The 20,165-nt window shown below is 66.6% G+C and carries 23 protein-coding genes; 8 read left to right on the plus strand and 15 right to left on the minus strand.

The features are described 5' to 3' along the window. From MU553_RS05210 to MU553_RS05220, 3 genes are read right to left on the minus strand one after another with little or no spacing between them, the layout of a single operon-like run. Entirely contained in the window at window positions 1-348 is a 348-nt protein-coding gene (locus tag MU553_RS05210) for an AzlD domain-containing protein (protein WP_247376463.1), read from the minus strand. Then, the gene (locus MU553_RS05215; protein ID WP_247376465.1) at window positions 338-1,036 is read right to left on the minus strand and encodes an AzlC family ABC transporter permease; all 699 of its coding nucleotides are present in this window, start codon (window positions 1,034-1,036) and stop codon (window positions 338-340) included. Before MU553_RS05215 ends, MU553_RS05210 begins: the two co-directional genes overlap by 11 nt. Before the next feature lie 59 nt (window positions 1,037-1,095). Beyond that, on the minus strand, window positions 1,096-1,293 hold the full coding sequence (locus MU553_RS05220; protein WP_247376467.1) for a hypothetical protein: 198 nt from the start codon (window positions 1,291-1,293) through the stop codon (window positions 1,096-1,098). A gap of 105 nt (window positions 1,294-1,398) precedes the next feature. Here MU553_RS05220 and sufU point away from each other — a divergent pair, with 105 nt between their 5' ends. After that, a complete protein-coding gene (gene sufU / locus MU553_RS05225) occupies window positions 1,399-1,824 on the plus strand; it encodes a Fe-S cluster assembly sulfur transfer protein SufU (RefSeq protein ID WP_247376468.1) in 426 nt (141 codons plus the stop codon). Window positions 1,825-2,345: 521 nt separating this feature from the next. Here sufU and radA read toward each other — a convergent pair. From radA to MU553_RS05250, 5 genes are all read right to left on the minus strand, one after another. Continuing rightward, a complete protein-coding gene (radA, locus tag MU553_RS05230) occupies window positions 2,346-3,395 on the minus strand; it encodes a DNA repair and recombination protein RadA (protein ID WP_247376470.1) in 1,050 nt (349 codons plus the stop codon). Between the two features lie 110 nt (window positions 3,396-3,505). Further along, complete coding sequence (pspAB, locus tag MU553_RS05235; RefSeq protein WP_247376473.1) at window positions 3,506-4,153, minus strand: PspA-associated protein PspAB; 648 nt, start codon at window positions 4,151-4,153, stop codon at window positions 3,506-3,508. 25 nt (window positions 4,154-4,178) lie between these two features. Beyond that, a complete protein-coding gene (locus tag MU553_RS05240; RefSeq protein ID WP_247376475.1) occupies window positions 4,179-5,075 on the minus strand; it encodes a M48 family metalloprotease in 897 nt (298 codons plus the stop codon). 36 nt (window positions 5,076-5,111) lie between these two features. Then, window positions 5,112-5,990 carry a zinc metalloprotease HtpX gene (gene htpX / locus MU553_RS05245; RefSeq protein ID WP_247376476.1) on the minus strand — a complete coding sequence of 293 codons (879 nt, stop codon included), beginning with the start codon at window positions 5,988-5,990 and terminating at the stop codon, window positions 5,112-5,114. A 92-nt stretch (window positions 5,991-6,082) separates the two neighbouring features. Further along, window positions 6,083-7,120, minus strand: coding sequence for an NAD(P)-dependent alcohol dehydrogenase (locus MU553_RS05250; RefSeq protein ID WP_247376477.1), 1,038 nt, complete (start codon window positions 7,118-7,120; stop codon window positions 6,083-6,085). 139 nt (window positions 7,121-7,259) lie between these two features. Between MU553_RS05250 and MU553_RS05255 the strand changes: the two genes are divergently transcribed. Beyond that, window positions 7,260-8,387, plus strand: coding sequence for a 60S ribosomal export protein NMD3 (locus tag MU553_RS05255; RefSeq protein ID WP_247376479.1), 1,128 nt, complete (start codon window positions 7,260-7,262; stop codon window positions 8,385-8,387). Then, window positions 8,380-9,423 (plus strand): class I SAM-dependent methyltransferase, encoded by a 1,044-nt coding sequence (locus tag MU553_RS05260; protein ID WP_247376481.1) that lies wholly within the window; start codon window positions 8,380-8,382, stop codon window positions 9,421-9,423. Before MU553_RS05255 ends, MU553_RS05260 begins: the two co-directional genes overlap by 8 nt. 12 nt (window positions 9,424-9,435) lie before the next feature. Here MU553_RS05260 and MU553_RS05265 read toward each other — a convergent pair whose 3' ends face one another. From MU553_RS05265 to MU553_RS05285, 5 genes are all read right to left on the minus strand, one after another. Then, complete coding sequence (locus tag MU553_RS05265; protein WP_247376482.1) at window positions 9,436-9,639, minus strand: hypothetical protein; 204 nt, start codon at window positions 9,637-9,639, stop codon at window positions 9,436-9,438. A gap of 416 nt (window positions 9,640-10,055) precedes the next feature. Beyond that, complete coding sequence (locus MU553_RS05270) at window positions 10,056-11,795, minus strand: helicase C-terminal domain-containing protein (protein WP_247376484.1); 1,740 nt, start codon at window positions 11,793-11,795, stop codon at window positions 10,056-10,058. 71 nt (window positions 11,796-11,866) lie between these two features. After that, window positions 11,867-12,082 (minus strand): DUF7561 family protein, encoded by a 216-nt coding sequence (locus MU553_RS05275; RefSeq protein ID WP_247376485.1) that lies wholly within the window; start codon window positions 12,080-12,082, stop codon window positions 11,867-11,869. A 42-nt stretch (window positions 12,083-12,124) separates the two neighbouring features. Beyond that, window positions 12,125-12,868 carry a MinD/ParA family ATP-binding protein gene (locus tag MU553_RS05280; RefSeq protein ID WP_247376487.1) on the minus strand — a complete coding sequence of 248 codons (744 nt, stop codon included), beginning with the start codon at window positions 12,866-12,868 and terminating at the stop codon, window positions 12,125-12,127. Between the two features lie 58 nt (window positions 12,869-12,926). Next, window positions 12,927-13,352: an HIT family protein gene (locus MU553_RS05285; protein WP_247376489.1), complete on the minus strand. Its 426-nt coding sequence runs from the start codon at window positions 13,350-13,352 to the stop codon at window positions 12,927-12,929. 78 nt (window positions 13,353-13,430) lie between these two features. Here MU553_RS05285 and MU553_RS05290 point away from each other — a divergent pair, with 78 nt between their 5' ends. Further along, entirely contained in the window at window positions 13,431-14,270 is an 840-nt protein-coding gene (locus tag MU553_RS05290; RefSeq protein ID WP_247376490.1) for an amidohydrolase family protein, read from the plus strand. Here the strand turns inward: MU553_RS05290 and MU553_RS05295 are convergent. Further along, window positions 14,267-14,647, minus strand: a complete 381-nt coding sequence (locus tag MU553_RS05295) for a DUF5658 family protein (RefSeq protein WP_247376492.1) — start codon at window positions 14,645-14,647, stop codon at window positions 14,267-14,269. The two genes, MU553_RS05290 and MU553_RS05295, sit on opposite strands and share 4 nt — an antisense overlap. 180 nt (window positions 14,648-14,827) lie before the next feature. Between MU553_RS05295 and MU553_RS05300 the strand changes: the two genes are divergently transcribed. The 4 genes from MU553_RS05300 (at window position 14,828) to MU553_RS05315 (ending at window position 18,243) form a co-directional block, all read left to right on the plus strand. Next, window positions 14,828-15,250 carry a hypothetical protein gene (locus MU553_RS05300; protein WP_247376493.1) on the plus strand — a complete coding sequence of 141 codons (423 nt, stop codon included), beginning with the start codon at window positions 14,828-14,830 and terminating at the stop codon, window positions 15,248-15,250. A gap of 1 nt (window position 15,251) precedes the next feature. After that, the gene (locus MU553_RS05305; RefSeq protein ID WP_247376495.1) at window positions 15,252-15,905 is read left to right on the plus strand and encodes a hypothetical protein; all 654 of its coding nucleotides are present in this window, start codon (window positions 15,252-15,254) and stop codon (window positions 15,903-15,905) included. A 146-nt stretch (window positions 15,906-16,051) separates the two neighbouring features. Further along, complete coding sequence (locus MU553_RS05310; RefSeq protein ID WP_247376497.1) at window positions 16,052-17,203, plus strand: thiolase family protein; 1,152 nt, start codon at window positions 16,052-16,054, stop codon at window positions 17,201-17,203. Between the two features lie 257 nt (window positions 17,204-17,460). Then, entirely contained in the window at window positions 17,461-18,243 is a 783-nt protein-coding gene (locus MU553_RS05315) for a hypothetical protein (protein WP_247376499.1), read from the plus strand. Window positions 18,244-18,335: 92 nt separating this feature from the next. Here MU553_RS05315 and MU553_RS05320 read toward each other — a convergent pair whose 3' ends face one another. Continuing rightward, window positions 18,336-20,147, minus strand: a complete 1,812-nt coding sequence (locus tag MU553_RS05320) for an LEA/WHy family protein (RefSeq protein ID WP_247376500.1) — start codon at window positions 20,145-20,147, stop codon at window positions 18,336-18,338. Between the last annotated feature and the right edge of the window lie 18 nt (window positions 20,148-20,165).

Here is a 20,165-nt window from a genome sequence, read left to right on the forward strand (position 1 = left end):
CTAGAGGGCTGGCAGCACGAGAAACCGGACGATCCAGAGCGCACCCATGCCGGCGGCCATCGTGGCGAACACGTTCTCGGTGCGCCAGGCGACCGCCCCAGCGGCGCCACCGGCGAGGAGCTTGTCGAGGGCCAGGTCGCCGGACCCTGGGTGCACGGTGACGAACGCGGGCAGGACGAGCGCTGCGAGAACCGCCGCTGGGACGTACCGAAGGGCGCGTTCGAGTCCCGTGGGAATCTCGTCGAGGCGGCCGAACAGCGCGATGAAGGAGAGCCGGATGGCGTACGTGAGGACGCCGATGACGACGATGACGCCCCAGATCGTCGGGTCGGTGTAGCTAGTGGCCATCGCTCACCTCCACGTCCATGCGGGTCTCGGCGGCGAGCCCGACGACGATGCCGACCGTCGCGCCGACGAGGAGGCCGAGGTTGAGCGGCAGTCCCGCGCCCGCGACGGCGACGCCGCCGCCAGCGATCGCGGCGACGGTCGTCGGACCGTCCTCCATGGCGGGCACCAGCAGCGCCAGGAAGACGAGCGGGACGGCGAACTCCAACCCCCAGGCGTCGGGGACACCGCTGCCGAGGACGACGCCGGCGGCGGTCGTGAGCTGCCAGACCACCCAGAGCGTGAACGCGACGCCCAGATAGTACGCTTTCCGGTCGAACGAGCGCTCGGAGCGATAGCTGGCGACCGAGAGGGCGTACGCCTGGTCGGTGAGGAGATAGGCCAGCCCGCTTTTCCACTTCGCGGAGAGGTCCCGGAGGTAGGGGGCGATCGACGCCGAGTACATCAGCATGCGGAGGTTGATGACGGCGGCGGTGACGACGACGACCGACAGCGGTGCGTCACTGCCGAGGAGGTCGAGCGCAGCGAGCTGGGAGGCGCCCGCGAACACGACCACGGACATGCCGAGCGCCTGCGACAGGTCCAGACCCGCGTTCACGGCAGCGATGCCCGCCACGAGACCGAACGGGGCGACGCCGAGCAAGAGCGGGGAGACGTCCCGGACGCCGCGACGGAAGTCGGCGGAGTTCATGTTCGGTCCTCGCAGTCCAAGCGGTCTAAACGTAGCTATTCCGCTTCGAACCGCCCGCTTCAGTCGCCGCGTCTGCCCTGAGTCAACGCCCAGAGGACGATCGCGAGCCCCTCGATCCGTGCGGCAGTGTACACCCACGGACGCAGTTCGAAGTCGCTCTCGGGCGTGACCGCACGGTCCATCCAGAAGTCGACGACGCGTCGCGGAACGAGTAGTTCGAGGAGGCCGAGTGCCACGAACAGCGGTCGGAATCGCATAGGTGACGTTGGGGCTCTCACTGAATATCGTTTCCCCCGGCACAGCACGTGCGAACGTCTCCCTCGGAACGCTTATCCGCGACACGCCTCTATGAATGGCTAACAATGGTCGGCGGCTCCGATATGTACCGACAGCAGATCCTCGACCACTACAAGAGCCCCCGCAACTACGGGGAACTCGAGGATCCCACGTTCACCCACGTCGGCGAGAACCCGATGTGCGGTGACACTATCGAGATGCAGGTCAAGCTCGACGACGACGAGGAGACCATCGAGTACGTCGCGTTCCAGGGCGACGGCTGTGCGATCTCCCAGGCCTCCGCGTCGATGCTCTCCGAGAAGTTACAGGGCATGGACGTCGACGAACTCCAGGAGATGGACCGCGACGACGTCACCGACATGCTCGGCGTCGACATCTCGCCGATGCGCGTCAAGTGTGCAGTCCTCGCCGAGAAGGTCGCCCAGGACGGCGCCGACATCTACTTCGGCGAACTCGACGTCGACAAGACGACGACCGAAGACGACGACTGAGACTGATTTTATCCACGTCGGATTTTCTGCTGATAGTATCTATAGTCTCACGGCTGCTCTCAAATGTGAATCACTCTCTAATTCCCATTATTGCGGCGGCTACAGTAGATTCCTGTCAGAGAGGTCTGCAACCTTAATATGTTAGTGTGACTATCATTTGTATGCATGGATGCTATCGGTGAAACTCTTGGCGTAGTGGTCGCTCTCCTTCTACTCATTGCGATTTTGGGTGTTCTGTGGCCACTTCTCCCCGAAACGGGGTCGTTCAGCGGCTTCAAAAATTCCTTGCGAACAGTAGTACAACTGCTTCCTCTGCTTGTACCGACGGGTGTTGGGATAATATTATTGTACCTAAAGAATTTCTGACCTGTTGAACAAGCATCCGCGCGAGCGGAGCGAGCGTGGTTCACTCCAGGCGACCAACGGGAGCCTGGAGCAGTTTTTAGTCCAGGTTTTTGCGAGAGGGGTGCCCGCAGGCCCCTTCGAGGCCGAGGACACCCCTCGAAGTAAAAAAGTGGTTCTTATTCGTCCATCAGACCGCCTTCCTCGACGCGCATGACCCCCTCGCCGTCAGGCAGGTTCGGGGCGTCGACGAGCTTGACGATCCGCTTGTCGCCCTTGGACTTGCGCAGGTAGATCCGGAAGGTCGAGGTGTGACCCAGGATGTTGCCACCGATGGGCTGGGTCGGGTCGCCGAAGAACGAATCGGGATTGGAGGCGACCTGGTTCGTGACGACGACGGCGGTGTTGTTGAGGTCGCCGACGCGCATCAGATCGTGGAGGTGTTTGTTGAGCTTCTGCTGGCGCTCGGCGAGTTCGCCACGACCGACGTACTCGGCGCGGAAGTGCGCGGTCAGGGAGTCAACCGCGAGCAGGCGGACGGGGAACTCGTCGTCCTGGCTCTCGCTGGCCAGGTCCTTGGCCTTCTCGGCCAGCAGGATCTGGTGGTTGGAGTTGAACGCCTTCGCGACGTGGATGTTGTCGAGCATGACGTCGACGAGTTCCTCCAGCAGCGCCTCGTCGGTGGGATCTGCGTCCTCGTCCTCGCCGACGAGCCCGTGGAGCTCCATCGTGTCGGCGATGACTTCGTCGTCCTGGCCGCGAACCATCTGATCGATCCGTTCCGGACGGAACGTGTCCTCGGAGTCGACGAAGATCGCGCTGCCTTCGAGGCCGCCGTGTTCCTTGGGGAGCTGGACGTTGACCGACAGCTGGTGGGTGACCTGGGACTTGCCGGCCCCGAACTCACCGTACACCTCGGTGATGGACTGGGTCTCGACGCCGCCGCCGAGGAGTTCGTCGACCTCCTCAACGCCCCAGGTGAGCTTGCCGATCTGCTCGCGGCGCTCCAGGACCGTTGCACCCGTCTCGAACCCGCCGATGTCGGCGGCTTCGCGAGCCGCCTGAATGATGTCCGAGGCGCTGGACTCGCCGATGTCGGCAGTGTTGGAGAGTTCGCCGGGGCTCGCGACGGCGATGCCCTGGTAGGAGTCGAAGCCGTTGTCTTTGAGCTTCTCTGCTGTCGCCGGACCGACGCCCGGCAGGTCCTCGAGATTTTCCGTTGTTGCCATACAACCGGCTTGTCCCCCCTATCACATAAAGGCTCGTTAACAGCAGAGTGAAAGTGAAACTGCCGGACTGCACAGTGGTCGGTCGTTGACCCGTCCAAACGTTTAGATAGTTATTCCCAGGGATGGGTACCTGGCCGGTCGGGCCAGAGCGGGTACCAGTACTCCTTGTCCGGTTCGAGGTCGAGTTCGCCGTCGAGGACACTCTCGAGTTTGAACTCCGCGCTGCTGTCGCGCTCGTGCCCGCCCGTGGGCGCGAACGGGTAGTACGACCCCCGACGGAACGAGTACACCCAGTAGACCGGCTGGTGGTCCTCGGCGGTTTCACCGCCTCGATTTCGATGGCTCTGCGAGCCATCGCGGAACGCGAACAGCGCCGCGAGCAGTCGCGACCCGAAGCCCGTCTCCACGAGGGTGTCGGCGGCGAAGTGGACGCTGGTGACGAGGTCTTCGACGTCGTCGTCTTCGAGCACGACCCAGTCGTAGCCGTGGTCGTCCTTGACGAACCTGGCGCTGGTGCCGGTTTCGACCTCGCCGGCGTCGAGGATGGCCTCGACCTCGGCGACGGCGTCCTCGAAGTCGGTGCTGTCGACCGCGGAGAAACAGAGGGCGGCCTCGCCCGCCGGCTCGTAGCCCAGGTCGGCCTCCATCGTCACGTAGGCCGTGCTCATCCCGAACAGGTCCTCGGGGTCGGCGTCGCGGGTGGCGTCGGCTTCGGCACGGAGGCCGAGGACGGATTTGATGCCGTCGAGCAGTCCCATGGTTTCCAGTCGGTACGCTGGCCCCTTAGCTTCCGTCGTCCGGCGGGGCGGTCCCCTCTAACTCGGCGGCGAGGTGGCGGAGGCGGCGCATCCGGCGGTGTGTCGGCGGGTGCGTCCACGGGACGAGCAGGCGACCGCGAGGCGGGACGATGCAGAACGCGTTCAGGCCGGCGACTCGCCGGAGGTCGGTCTCGGGTTTCGGGTCCGCACAGTGGATCTTTCCGAGTGCCAGCGAGAGCGCAGTGGGGTTCCCGGTGATCGCGACGGCGCCCCGGTCGGCGGCGTACTCGCGGTACCGCGAGAGGACGAGCGTTCCGGGCAGCGAGACGACGAGCAGCGGAATCCCCAGCAACACGAGGTAGATCGCTGCACCGGCATACCCGAGCAACAACGCCCTGCTACCGAGATTCCGAATGCCGCCGTTGACGAGCGTAACGGCCACAGTCGCTGGGAAGTTGGCGGTCGTTAGCACCGCCGAGTCGCCGTTTTTGAGATGTGCGAATTCGTGGGCGAGCACTGCCTCCAGTTCTTCGTCGTCGAGCGTCTTCAGCAGGCCGAGCGTGACGCAGATGACGGTCCGGTCGCCGATGCCCGCCGACAGTGCGTTCGGGTCGTCGGTCGGGATGACGGCGACGGCGGGGCGGGCCACGTCGGCCTGTCGTGCCAGTCGCGCCGTCGTCTCGAACAGCTTCGGGTAGTCGTTGTGGGAGATGGCGATCGCTTTCGTGATGAGATAGGCCAGTCTGTCCGCTTCACGGGCCAGGACGAGGACGAAGAGCAGGACGACGCCGGCGACGACGAGCCCCAGTTCCAAGCCGAGGACCCAGAACACCGGGCCGAGGAGGCCGGCCCAGCTTACGACCGTCAGCGCGAGGGCGAGGACCATCCGGCGTTGCAGCCGTCGGTCGCGGTGCCACTCCATACGTTCCCTTTGACTGGTTAGCTCAAAAACAGTTCGTCAGAACCGCTCCAGTTCGCGCTCCATCTCGCGAAGCCGCTCGACGCGCTTCTCCGTCGAGGGGTGCGTGCGGGCGATCTTCCCGATGAAGCCGCTCTTGATGGGGATGATGAAGAACGCGTTCATCTCGGCCTGCTCGCGGAAGTCCTCCTTGGGGACCTTGTCCATCCGGCCGTCGATTTTCATGAGCGCGGAGGCCAGCGCCGAGGGACGGCCGGTGATGAGCGCGCCGCCGCGGTCGGCTGCGAACTCCCGGTAGCGACTCAGCGCCCGGATCAGGACGAACGAGACGACCCACACCAAAAGCGAGACGACGATGGCGACGACGACGCCGCCGCCCTGGCGGTCGCCGCCGCGGTTGCCGCCGAACAGCCAGCCCCACCGGACGATGAGGAAGGCGATCGTCGAGAGGAACGACGCGATGGTCATCACCATCACGTCGCGGTTCTTGACGTGGGCGAGTTCGTGAGCCAGCACGCCCTCCAGTTCCTCCTGGTCGAGGGTATCGAGGATGCCGCTGGTCACGGCGACGGTCGCGTTCTGCTGGGATCGCCCGGTCGCAAAGGCGTTGGGCACCCGGGTGTCCGCGACGGCGATCGTCGGCTTCGGCAGGTCGGCCTGCTGGGCGAGGCGTCCGACCGTCCGATGGAGGTCGGGGTACTCGTTCTCGCTGACCTCCTTTGCTCCCATACTCCGGAGCGCGAGCTTGTCGCTGAAGAAAAACTGGGCGAACGAGAACAGCCCCATGACGACGGCGACGAGCAGCAGGCTCTCGAAGTAGAGGCTCAGGACGCCGATGAACACGAGATAGAGGGCTGCGAGCAGGAACATGGTCAGGCCCATGCGCGCTCGCAGTCCCCAGTCCGCTTGCCACTGCATGGCCGCACCTAGGTGACGACGGCAATTAAGTTCGCTGTCGGCCCATTCGCCGGCGAAAGGGCCCGAACGTCGGTCCGGGCTCTCGTCCGTGCTCAGGGTTTGATTACCGCTCGTCCCTCGATCTCCCGGTCTTCCAGCCGCTCGGCGACCGCGTTGATCTCCGAGAGGTCGTACTCTGACGTTTCGAGGTGGATCTCGCCCTGTTCGACCAGCGCGACGAGTTCCTGGAGTTCGGTGTACTCGCCGACGAGCGTGCCCCGGAAACTCATCTCGCCGTCGACCAGCGTCTGCGTGGGTTCGTGGATGTGCCCGCCGTACCCGACGACGTGGTGGTCGCCGCCGGCTGCCAGCAGGTCGGGACCCATCTCGGTCGTCCCGTCGCTCCCGACGAAGTCCAGCGTCTGTCGAGCGCCGACGCCGTCGGTGATGGCGTCGACGGCCTCGACGACGTCCTCGTCGGCCGAGTTGACGGTGTGGTCGGCACCCAGCCGTTCGGCCAGGGAGAGCGCCTCGTCTTTGACGTCGACGGCGATGGTCTGAGCGGCGCTCATCGCGTCGACCGCCTGGAGGCCGATGTGGCCCAGGCCGCCGATGCCGACGAGGACGGCGTAGTCGCCGGGGACGAGTTCTGCCACGGCCTTCTTGGCCGCGTGGTAGGCCGTGATCCCGGCGTCGGCGTGGGGCGCGATCTCGACCGGATCGACGCCTTCCAGCGGGATGACAGCCCGCTCGTTCGTCAGGAGGTACTCGGCGAACCCGCCGTCGGTCGTCAGCCCCGGGAACGCCAGTTCGTCGCAGTACATGTCGTCACCGAGCCGGCAGGCCCGACACGTCCCGCAGGTCATCACGGGATGGCAGATGACCTGGTCTCCTTCTTCGACGACCGTCACTTCCGGGCCGACTTCGGCGACGGTGCCCGCGTTCTCGTGGCCCAGCGTCTGCGGGAGTTCGGTCGGTGCGTACTGCTGCCACATGCCCTCGATGATGTGGTTGTCCGTCTGGCACCAGCCGGCCCCTTCGATCTCGACGAGGACTTCGTCCGAGCGGGTGATCTCCGGGCGGTCGATCTCGTCGATCGACAACGCCTCGCTCATGTCGTCCGTGAACTCGTGGAGTCGCGCAGCGCGCATACCTCCCCTATCGGGCCGCGACGCTCGTCAATCCTTGCCGTGTGGTTTCGATTCACACATGTCCGGTCGCTGGATCTCACGGGGAGAGGGCGCGGACGGGAACGCGCCATTTAACCGATGCAGCGGCATATCACGGACAATGACTGAGTCACGCGAGTTCTGTCCGCGGTGCGGGGACGCCGTGGCAGCGCGGCCGGAACCACGGCCTGGCGAGCCGCGGGACCCGGACCGCGTGCTCTGTAACGACTGCTACTTCGAGGAGTTCGACCTCGTGGACGCCCCCGACCGCATCGAAGTGCGGACCTGTTCGCAGTGCGGGGCCGTCCACCGCGGCAATCGCTGGGTCGACGTCGGGGCCCAGGACTACACCGACATCGCCATCGAGGAGGTCAGCGAGGCGCTGGCCGTCCACGTCGACGCCCACGACGTCGACTGGCAGGTGATGCCCGAACAGGTCGATCAGACGACGATCCGCATGCACTGCCAGTTCACGGGTCTCGTCCGCGGGTCCCAGCTCGTCGAGGAGGTCGTCGTTCCCGTCAAGATCGCCAAGCAGACCTGCAACCGCTGTGGCCGCATCGCCGGGGACTACTACTCCAGCATCGTTCAGGTCCGGGCCACCGAGCGCACGCCCACCGCCGAGGAGATCGAGGGCGCCGAGGAGATCGCCCGCGAGATCGTCGCCGAGATGGAGGAGACCGGCGACCGCAACGCCTTCGTCACGGAGGTCGGCGAGACCGACGAGGGCCTGAACATGAAGCTCTCGACCAACAAGATCGGCAAGAAGGTCGCCCAGCGCATCGTCCAGGCCTACGGGGGATCGTTCTCCAGCGCCGAGACCCTCGTCACCGAGGACGAGGACGGTAACGAGGTCTACAGAGTGACCTTCGCCGTCCGGCTCCCGCGCTACCGCCAGGGCGAGATCATCGACCCCGAGGACGACGACGATGGCCCGGTGCTCGTCCGGAGCGTCCGCGGCAACCTCAAGGGGACCCGGCTCACCACCGGCGAGGACTACGAGGCGTCCCACGAGGTGGGGGACGCCCCCGACGCGGATCGGCTCGGCACGATCGAGGACGGCGAGGAGACGACGCTGGTCGCCGTCGAGGACGAGCGAGCAGTGCAGGTGCTCGATCCCGAAACCTTCGAGGCCAAGACCATCGCCCGCCCGGACTACATGGACCCCGACGCGGATACCGTGCCCGTGTTGAAGAGCCGTGCCGGCCTGCACGTCCTTCCCGAGGCCGACGAACCCGACGATGAGTGACGACGACTCGCTCCCCGGGCCACTGGACACGGCCGAGCAACCCCTGGCGGCCGTCGTCCCGAAACCGGACACGGAGGACGCCATTGCCGACCTGCGAGCGGAGGGCGTCTACGACGACGACCGACGCATCCGGGAGTTCGGCGCCGACGCCGTCGCCCTGCCCGTGACGGAGCCACCGCAGCGGACCCAGGTCCGGGAGGTCGTCCGCCAGGAACCGGCTCGACGGCTCCGCACGCTCGACGACCACCTCCGCGAGCAGGGCTGGTCCGAGGACGAACTCGACCGGGCGCCCGGCTCCTGGGCCGTCATCGGCACCGTCGTCCTCGTGGACGTCGGCGACGCGCCGCGACCCGCGGAGGTGGGCGAGGCACTGCTGGCCCTGCACGCCAACGCCGACACCGTCCTCGCTCGCCACGGCATCGACGGTCAGCACCGCGAACCCGACGTCGAGTTGCTCGCCGGCAGCGGCGACACCGAAACCGTCCACACCGAACACGGGACCAAGTACGCGCTGGACCTCGCCCAGGTGATGTTCTCGCCGGGCAACAAGGCCGAACGCGCCCACATGGGCGACGTTGTCGACGCGGACGACCGCGTGTTCGACATGTTCGCCGGCGTCGGCTACTTCACGCTCCCGATGGCCCGAGCGGGCGCGCACGTCACCGCCACCGAGCACAATCCGACGGCCTTCCGCTACCTGCTGGAGAACGCCAAGCTCAACGACGTCCACGACCGGGTGGACATCTACCGGGCGGACTGCCGGGACGTGGCCGACGGGGTCGAGGCCGACCGCGTCGTGATGGGGTTCTACGACGCGTACGAGTATCTGGACGCGGCACTGGCAGCCCTCGAACCCGGTGGTATCCTCCACATGCACGAGGCGACGCCCGAGGGACTCGTGTTCGACCGCCCCATCGACCGCATCGAGGATGCGGCGGCCGCGGTCGATCGGACGGTCGAGGTGCTCGACACGCGGCGCGTCAAAGGCTACAGCGAAGGGGTCGCCCACGTCGTCGTGGACGCTCGCATCGAGTGAGTCGGCGGCCAGTCACTCCACGTACCCGAGCTCACTGAGTCGCTCCCACAGCTCCGAATCCTCGTCGGCGACTTCCTCCAACTGAGTGAGGTCGCTCTGTTGCACTTCCACTAACTGCAACGCCGTCCTGAGCTTGTAGTGCACCTCGGCGTCCTCGGTCTCGTCCAACAGGGATTCGAGTACCGTCCGTATCGTCTCGAGTGTTTCTCCGCTCATACTCTCAGATGTGAATATTCGCCGAATATAATTTACGATCGGAAGCTAATTTGCGTATTTTTACACATAACGTGAATATAACGTTGATATGGGTTACATATGGGTGATGCGTATCGGATAGCTGGGCAGACGTCGGGGTGTCTCGGTCTCGCTTATCGCGTCGCACAGCCGGGTGACTACGTGGAGCGAATGGTCTCGGCACGCGGACACTCGGATGCGATCGGCTCGGGTCGCTACCTGGGTGGTGAGAAATCCGGGCCGATGGGCGAGGGCTCGGGACGGCGGAGTCTGTCCGCTCGAAAGGCATAATTGAGTGGGCGGCTGAATGCGGGTATGGATCGCCAACAGATCATCGCACTCATCTTCGTGTTGCTGATGGTCCTCTCTCCCGTCGCGTACGCAGCCTACTCGGCCTTCTAGCTGTCCCAGACGTCGGAGAGGGGGTGGGAGTCGTCCGACGCGGACGACCGCCGACGTGACCGGGACCGCGAGCGACCGGTGTTCCCGCCGCCGTCACCGACCGCCGCCGCCGGATCGAACACGGGGAGTTCGGGCTCGGTCATCCGGTCGACCTGGGCGGCGAACCAGTCGGGCATGTCCGTCCGGGCGCGCTCGAACAGGTCGAGCAACGAGGAGTCTCCGAGGTAGGTCGCGCCGTGGTCGTCGGGGGCGCGGACGACCCGACCACACGCCTGGATGACCGTTCGCAGCGCCGCCCGGTAGTACCAGCCCCACTGTCCGTCCTCCAGGCGGCGGGCCACCCGCGAATCGCGGGTGTTGGGATACGGCGCTTTGCACAGGAGCTGCCAGCGCGCCAGATCGCCCTCCAGGTCCAGCGCTTCCTCCATCTTGACCGAGAGGAACACGTCAGCGCCGTCGCTGCGCTTCCAGGTCGAGAGGACGGCGTCGCGGTTGTCCTTGGTGTGCTGGCGCACGCGAGCGTCGACGCCCATGTCCGCGAGCTGATCGTACAGCCGTTCCTGGATGCCGTAGGAGTGGCAGTGAACGATCCCCTTCTCGTCGGGATGGGCCTGCATGAGGCGGACGAGCGTGCGGGCGATGGCGGGCAGCGTCTCGTCGCGGTGTTCGTAGGTCATCTTCCCCTGGGTCACGTCGTACAGCGGCCGGTTCTCCACGGGGAACGTGTGAGGCACCTCGACGAGCGCCACGCGGTCGGGGGCCAGCCCTGCGCCAGCACAGAAGGCGTCCTTGTTGAGAATCGTCGCAGAGAGGAGCGCGAACTTGTTGCCCCGGTCCCAGACGGTGTGTTTGAGGTAGCGCTCGGGTGCCATCGGCTTGATGGTGACTGCACTCCCCTCGCCGTCGGGCTGGTCGACCACCCACGTCGTCCCGCTGTCGGGGTCGCGGTAGTCTTCGAGGAACCACTGCAGCTCCGAGATGAGTTCGGTCAGTCGGTCGCGTTCGGCGACCTCGTCCGGCGTGAGTTCGGCGTTCCCCCGGAGCTCTTCCTGCCGACGCGAACAGACTGTCATCACGCGGTCGGCGTACTTTGCGGCCGCGTCGAGGTCGTCGCCGATGGCCGGGGGCTGGACGTCGTTCCAGACGGGCACCCGACCTGGCGAGAGGTCGATCGTCGCGTACATCTCGGCCCATTCGGAGAGCCCGTGGGCCTCGTCGACGACGACCACGTCGCGTTTCCCGAACACGTCGGAGCCGGCGGTCTGCATGAAGTAGGCGAGCGTCATCGCGGCGATGTTGCGGTTGGAGGCGATCGACCGGTCCGAGAAGTACGGACAGCGGTGTTTCACCTGACAGTCGAACATTCGCTCGCGGGCACACGGCGCCTGGTTGACCGGCGTGTCCGTCTCGCCGGGGAGGATACAGGAGTAGTTGTTCTTCCCGCGGATGATGTTTAGATCCTCCAGCAGTGCGTCCGAGGCCACGTCGTCGAGTTGGGAGACCTGCGGCGTGGTGTAGTACGCGCCGATGGTCTCGTGGGCCTCCGCTTCCCCTGCACGGCGGGCGCAGCCGGCGATCGCTCTCGCCAGGAGGGATTTCCCGCTCCCGGTCGGTGCGCGCACCAGCACGACGTCCTTGCCGGCCTCGAAGGCGGCGCGGATGTCGTCGAGCGCCTGCTCCTGAGCACCACGGTAGGAGGGCGCCGGGAAGGCGTCGTGGATCCGGGCGGGGTTCACGTTCCGGGAAACAAACTCGGATAGCCTAAAGTCATCGGCTTCGGCTGGTTCGGGAGCCCCGCGAGCGGCGGCTAGCCGTCGCCGGGCAACTCCCGGACGTCCGCCGCGGTGACGTCGCGGTCATCCGGCAACTGCTCGATGCAGTCGTTGCACAGAAACCACTCCGAACCGTCGGCGAGTTCGAGCAGCAATCCCTCCGTCTTGTCCCGCGAGAGCGACCAGAAATCGCTGATCCCCCCTGCGATCGTGACGGTGCGACCACACCCGTCACAGGACTCCTTCGCCATACTCCCACTACTGGCAGCGGACGATAAAGGGGTTTCCCGGCGTCACCGGTACGTCCCGAGGAACCCGTCGTCCGGGAACGTCAGGTCGAGCGTCGTCGCCAGCGCCGTCTCGACGGCATCGGCGACCGCCGGCGCGAACGCCGCGTCCGGGTCGGCACAGACCGGCAACTCCCCCACGGCAGCCACGTCGCTCTCCGGGACGGTCGCATCCACGCCCTCGACGGTCTCGTCGGGTGCAACGCGGTTCGCGACGGTGGCGTGGGCGGGCGCGCCCACGTCGTGCAGTCGGTCGCGCATCGTCGGTAACCGGTCGAACCCGCGCTCGGTCGCCGGGACCACCGGGACGACGCGATCGGCCGTCGTCACTGCCGCGACCGCCTGGTTGCTCGCGATCGGCGGGACGTCGAGGAGCACGTAGTCGAACGATCGGCTGGCCGCCGCGACGCGGTCCTCGAACTGGCGGGCGGCCTCGGGCGTCTTGGCTCGCGCCAGGCGCTCGAACGGGGCCCGTGCCGGACAGACCGCCAGTCGACCCGGGAGGTCGACGGGGTACTCGAACAGGCCGGCGTCGAGGGCCACGTCGCTGGCGTCGGTCACGAGGCTGGTCACGTCGGGTTCGATCCGTCCGGGGACGTGGGTGGCGAGTCCCTGCGTCGCGAAGGCGGCGTCGACGAGCGCCACGTCCGCCCCCGCCCGGGCGAGCGTCGCGCCGAACTCCACTGTCAGTCGCGTCGTTCCCGCACCCCCCGTCACCCCGACGAGTGCGAGCGTCTCACTGCTGGTCACAGGCCCGAGTCCCTCGTTCTCCGGGAAAAACCTACGGTTCTTCGAGTGACAGGTTGCGCTACTGGTTGGCCGCGACGTCCTCGGCGATCGCTGCGAGTTCGTCGTCGTCTAAGTCCGGCGGGGAGCCGCCGACGGCGTGGATGGGGTGGCCGCCGTCGTCCTCGAACCGCGGGATGATGTGGCCGTGAACGTGCGGGACCTCCTGACCGCTGGCTTCGCCGTTGTTGAAGCCGACGTTGCTCGCGGGGGCGTCCACGGCGTCCTCGACGGCGGGGATCAACTCGTGGAGCGCCTCGTAGAGGTCGTCGGCCAGGTCCGCCGGGAGGTCGTTCAGGCGCTCGTGGTGGTCCTTCGGGATGACGAGCGTGTGGCCCGGCGCCAGCGGGTTGACGTCGAGGAACGCGAACACCTCGTCGTCCTCGTAGACGGTGTTGCTCGGGATCTCTCCGGCGACGATCTGACAGAAGATGCAGTCCTCGGGCATGGGCGAGACCTCGACCGCCCGCCCCAAGAAGGTTTCCCGGCCTGCGGATTTATTGGGCGGGTCGCCGTGGGTCCGGGTATGTCCGAGGGCCAGTTCGCGCCGGCGACCGACGCCCACGTCCACCTCATGCCCGAACGCCTGCTCGCGGCGATTCGCGAGGCCCTCTCGGCCGAAGCCGAGTGGTCGTTCGACCATCCCACGTCGCAGGCGGCGATCGAGACCCGCCTGCGAGACGCCGGCGTCGACCGGTACTTCGCGCTCCCGTACGCCCACGAAGCCGGCGTAGCCGCCGAGTTGAACGAGTGGGTGGTAGATCGGGCGGCCGACTCCGACATGGCGGTCCCCTTCGCGACGGTTCACGGGGAGGACCCGGTCGAACAGGTCGTCCGCGACGCGTTCGAGGCGGGGGCGCGCGGTCTGAAGTTCCAGTGTCCGGTCCAGGGGTGTGGCCCGGCCGACCCGCGCCTCGATCCCGCCTTCGAACTGGCCGCGGAGTACGACCGTCCGATCCTGTTCCACGCGGGGACGGCGCCGATGTTCGAGGACAGCCCGCACGTCGGCGCCGACCAGTTCGCACAGTTCGTCGCGTCCTACCCCGAGGTTCGGGCCTGCGCTGCACACATGGGGACGTACGAGGTCGACCGGTTCCTCGAGTTCGCTCGCGAACACGACCAGGTCTTCCTGGACACGACGATGGCGATGTCGCCACGGTCGCCCGAGGCCATCGGGTTCGATCCCTCGACCATCGCCGACGAAACGCTGGTCGAACTCTCCGAGTCGATCATGTACGGGTCGGACTTCCCGAACATCCCGTACGCCTACGAGCAAGAGCGTGCGGGGCTGCTCGCCCGCGACCTGCCGCAGTCGGCGCTGCGGGACCTGTTCTGGCGGTCGGCGACGCAGTTCCTCGGTGATTAAGCGAGGATCGCGACGACGTTGATCAGCGACGTGGCGGCCCACGGGAGCGCGAGCCCTAACGGGACGACGATGCGGTTCGGACGGGGCGTGACGACCCAGGCCGAGAACGCGAAACACACGGTGGCGAGCTTTAGCGTGGTGAACGCGACGAACCCACCGTCCGCGAGGACCGACCGAACGATCGGGTTCCCTTCGGTCAGTCCGTGGTGGACCCCGTGGTACGTCGACAGCAGGTCGGCACAGAACACCGCTGCGACGAGTCCCCACAGGCTGCGCTCGTGGCGTGCGATCCGGCTCCAGGCTGATCCGAACCGTGTGCTGCTCGTGGTCGGCTGGCGATTCGACGGACGGTCGGTTTCCAGGGCATCAGATGGCATTGCGAACGGAACGGGGTCTCTCGACGCTGCTGGCCTCCCCACCGAGCCCAGTAGCGCGAACGTAGCAGGTGACTTAATTTAAAACTGTAGCGTATTGAATAATTTGTGGTTACAGAGTTGTTACGACGGGCCTGAAGCGTGCAAACAGTTATTACTGACTCGCCTGAATCTCTCATGAGAATGGCACGTACTGTTGGCAGGCTGGCACGTAATCTCGGCCTAACGGTGTGTCTCGTCTGCGTCGGAAGCGTCGCGTTCACCACGCCGGCGCTCGCTCAGACCGGAGCGAGCGGAACGGAGGAGCCCGGACTGTGGTACGCGACGAGTCTCATCGCGCAAGTAATGCTCTCTATCGGCGCCGTCGGGTTCGTCGTCCAGGCTGCACGCGCCTACGGTGGCGAGATCGGCAAGGCCCTCTACGTCGCCGGCGGCGGCGTGATCGTCTTCGCCGTCTGGCGCCTGCTCGACGGGGCCACGCAGATCCTGAGCCTGGAGCGACCGCCGGGCAGCGTCGAGAGCGCGGTCTACCTCGTCGCGACCGCGCTGCTGCTGGCGGGGTTCTACATGCTGTGGGAGACGATGAGCAGTCACTCCACGGCCTAGGATGAGTAGCTACGAGCGCCTCGCCGAACGACTGATCGAGACCCAGCGGACGATGCTCGGCAAACGGGCCGTCGACATCGCCCGCTCGGTCGAGGGCATCGAGGTGACCGACGACGGACAGGTGGCGAACGTCGTCGACGACGACCGCGCGACCGTCGGCGCTCTCGTCGACTCCTACGTCGACGTCATGGGCGTCACCGCTCAGAGCCGCCTCACCGAGGTCGCACAGGAGTACGAGGACCTGGTCCTCCCGGCGAACCTCGGCGGCCCCGGCCCCGACGACGAGGACGCGGCCGACGCCGAGACCGACTCGGCGGTCGTGACGAACATCTGGGGCGAGGAGTACGCAGCGGACAGCACGGACCCCGACAGTGCGAATCCGATCGACGTCGTCGAGACCGATCTGAACGCGATCTACGTCGCCGTCGACGACGGGACCGGCTCGGCGGCGCGAGTCCCGCTGAGTCAGGCGATCGTCGACACCGTCGTGGCCGAGACGGACCTCGAACGGGACCAGTTGGACGAGCCCGGCACGTACGTCGACGCGATCCAGGTCGTCCGCCTGGTCGACGCCGATCCCGGAACGTATCTCTCCTTTACCGTCGAAGAGCAGGAGCTCCACCTCCATCAGGACGGAACCATCACCGTCGAGTAGCGTCCGACGCGGCCTCTAGTTCGTCGTTCGTTAACCCTCTCTCGCGCTCGCTGGAATCCTGGCAACTCCACTTTCGTTTCTATGAAGTTTGTTAAGGGATCGAAGAAACACTGATACTCCTCGCGCCTGTATGACAGTTCACAACCATGCGTAACGCAGTGATCGTCGACGCGGTACGGACTCCGTTCGGCAAGCAGAACGGCTCGTTCCGGGACACGCACCCGCAGGACCTGGCGGCTGAACCCCTCAAAGCGCTGGAAGACCGCAACGGCTTCGACGCGCCGAACACGATCGAAGACGTCATCTACGGCTGTGTGACGCCGATCGACGAGCAGGGACTCAACATCGCCCGGCTCGCACCGATGGTGGCCGGGTGGGGCGACGACGTGCCCGGCGTCCAGCTGAACCGGATGTGCGGCTCCGGCCAGCAGGCGATCAACTTCGCTGCCAGCATGGTCATGGCGGGCCAGCACGACGTGCTCATCGGCGGCGGCGTCGAGCACATGACCCGCGTGCCGATGGGCTCGGACGGTAACAGCGTCACGGACACCTACTTCGAGCACTTCGACGAGGTGACCACCCAGGGCGAGGGTGCAGAGCGCATCGCCGAGGAGTACGGCTTTACCCGCGAGGAACTCGACGAGATCGCCGTCGATTCCCAGCAGCGCTGGGGTGAGGCCTGGGAAGCCGGTCACTACGACGACCAGATCGTCCCGGTCGAGACGGAACTCGACGGCGAGACGGTCACCGTCGAGCAGGACGAACACCCGCGGCCCGACACCGACGTGGAGACGCTGTCGAACCTCCCGCTGTCCTTCCGCGAGGAGGGCAACGGCGTCCAGCACGCCGGCAACTCCTCGGGGATCGTCGACGGCTCCTCGGCCGTGCTCGTCGCCAGCGAGGAAGCCGCCGCGGAACACGGCTGGGACCCGATGGCCCGCATCGTCCAGACGGAGGTCGTCGGCGTCGACCCCCTCACGATGCTCAAAGGCCCCATCCCGGCCACCGAGCAGGTCCTCGACAAAGCCGACATGGACGTCAGCGACATCGACCTCTTCGAGGTCAACGAGGCGTTCGCCGCGGTCGTCGCCGCCTGGCTCGAAGAGACCGGCGCGTCCTGGGAGGACACCAACGTCAACGGCGGCGCGATCGCTCACGGCCACCCGCTGGGCGCCACCGGCTCGATGCTCCTGACGAAACTCGCTCACGAACTCCAGCGCACCGGACAGGACTACGCGCTCTCGACGATGTGCATCGGCTTCGGTCAGGGCATCGCGACGATAATCGAACGGATGTAATCCGCGGCGAGACCGCCGACTGCTGGACGTCGGGCCGACGATCAGTGCGCTCGGAACGGACCCGCTTCCGCGACCGAAATCTTCCGTTTGCGAACGCTCACACGTCAGTCCCGGAACATAATACGCGTCTACTGCGCCTCGATCGCTTCGTTTTTCGGCCACAGCGGCCCGCTCCGGGTGGCCGGTGGACTGGTACGCAAACAAACTGGTAACGAGGCGACTGGTTTTGACGGCGGCTGGTGGACGTGTGGCGTGTTATGGACGATGGGATGACGCGACGGCGGTATCTCTTGACAGTCAGCACGGCCGGCGTGGTCGGTCTCGCCGGCTGCGGACAGAACGATGGCACCGACGACGCGAAGACAGCCGCGAACGACGACAGTTCTGGCGACGGCGGGCCATCGCCCGCGGACGGGGGCGACGATGACGACGACGAGGAAGCCGCCGAGCGCGACCGCAGTACGACCGACCGAGACGACGCAACCGAGACCGCCGGCGACCCAGAGGACGGCGGCGAGACGACCGCGACCGAGGAAGGCACTGCTGACGGCGGGGAGACGACCGAAAGCGGGGACGACGACGGGGACGCGAGCGGTGACGGAGCGGAGACCGACGACGGCACCGACGAATCGGGCGGCATCGTGACGCCGATCGCGCAGTTCGCGTTCTCGTACACGCCCGACGGAACCGGTGGATCGGGGACGCTGACGATCACGCACGACGGCGGTGACGCGATCCAGGCCGCGGAACTGTCCGTCCGCGGCAGCGGCTTCGGTGGCTCCAGTTCGAGCACCGGAACTGCGTCCTCCGCTTCGGCGGTCACGAGCGCTGACACGACGTGGCAGGCGGCAACCGACGCCGGCGCCGCCACCGCGACCGGGACGAAAAACGGCGAGACGGCGGTCGTCTCCGGCGACCAGCTCACGGCCGCGGTGTCTGCGGACTACGAGATCCGCGTGGTCTGGGAGTCCTCCGAGGGCAAGAGCTCCGCCACGCTCGGGTCGGACACGGGGTCGAAAACCACGGAAACCACCCCCTGATCGGCGCCACCGAGCGACGGGTCAGACGGACGCCGGACGTGCCGGCCGCGACTCGACGACCGGCCGGAACCGCCGGAGAGAGGGATGCGCCGTCAGTTCCCGTTCGAATCGAGCACGTCCGTCTCGATGGTCGTCGACTGGCCCAGCGAGTCGAGTTCCTGGGTCGCGCTGCCGGCCCGTGAGTCGACGGTCACGACGACCGAGACGTCCAGCGACGACTGTTCGTCGTTCCGGACGTGCGTGACCCACCACTCGTCCATCTGCTGGTTGTCGAGCGCCATCGTCAGCGAGACGGTGCCGGTGGACTCCGCTCCGATCGCGTCCACGTTCCGGGTCGTCTTGTCGGCCAGCACCACGTCGTTCAGCGACACCGTGTACTCGACTTTGCTGACCTCGACGCGCGTCGGGAGGTCGTTCTCGACGGTCGCTTCGACGTCGATCGGTGCGGTCTGGGCGGTCGCCTCGCCCCACTCGGACTGGACGCTGCGGACGGTCAGCGCGTCCTGCCCGCTGATGGTGACTTTCTCGTTGCGGTCGCCGTTCATGCCCGCCAGCAGGTCGGTCTCGACGGTGCTCTCCCGGTCGTTCATGGTCACGTCGAACTTCGTGAAGCCGACGTCGGCGAGCGCGGTCGGCGTCGTCCGCACCGTCGATCGCTCGCCGCGGTTGAGGTGGCGCGCCCACCAGGTCGGGACCTCGCCGTTGTCCATCTCGGCCGTCAGTTCGACCTGGTTCGCGCCGGCCGAGAGGGCAGAAACCCGCTGGGAGCCGCTGGCGACAGTCACGTCGTTGATGGTCGTCTCCTGGCTGAACGCGAGCGTCAGCACGTCGGTCATGTCGTTGTCGGGGGCGTCGATGGTCGACGTCGACTCGATCTCGGTCGTGGCGTCGGTGACGGTGCCCCACTCGCGGCTCGTCTCGGTGACCTCGGGCCACGCGACCGCCGGGGCGCGTGGGCTGCCGACGTTCGTGACGTTCGTACCGCTCCCGCCGAGCATGTCGGTTTCGAGCCGGAGCGTCTCGTCGAACAGGCGGATGGGAATCCGTTTCTGCTCGCCGTTCTGCTCGACGATGCCGTACATCGCGACGGTGAGGTCGCTCGTCTCGTCGTCCCTGACGTGTTCGGCCCACCAGTCCGCCATCTTCGGGGTGTCGAGCGCGACCGTCACGTCGAGGTCGTCCCGCTGCCCGGGTTCGATGGCGACGCCCGTCGTCTTCCGGTCGCGGCCGAGTTCGACGCCGTTCATCGTGACGACGTACTCGACGCCGTCGAGCGTGACTGGGTAGTCGTGGGCGTTCTCGATCGTGGACGCGAAGGTGATCGGCGTCCGCTCCGCGGTGGCCTCGCCCCACGCGGCCGACTGGTCGCTGACGCGGAGGAACGTGTCGTTCTGGACCGTGACCGTGCGCTCGCCCTGCTGGGTGAATCCGCCGAGAATGTCGGTCTCGATGCGCTCTTCCTTGGCGGGGATCTGCTTGGAGAACCCGGGGGCAGCGACGGTCGCGTCGATCCTCAGCGTCGATTCCTCGCCGCCGTTGACGTGGCTGACCCACCAGGCGGCGATGCGCTCGTTTCGCATCTCCGCGGTGAGGTCGATGGTGTTCGTCCCGGTGCCGAACCCGACGCCGGATCGCTGTCCCGTCGCGAGGGTCACGTCGTTCAGCGTCGCGGTGTACGAGACGTCGACGATGCCCGGCAGTCCGACCGGGTTGGGGTTGTTCACGACGACCGTGGTGTCGATTTCGGTCGTCGCGTCGGTCACCTCGCCCCAGGCGTACTCCGACCCTTCGACCGTCGGTCGCTCGAAGGTCGTCACCGCGACGCCGACGCCGACGACTGCCACCAGCACGACCACGCCGAGCACTGCCCCGCCGAGTTTCAGCCAGCCACTGCGCGTTCCCATTTGCCGTTTCAATGGGTC

Source organism: Halorientalis brevis (assembly GCF_023077655.1).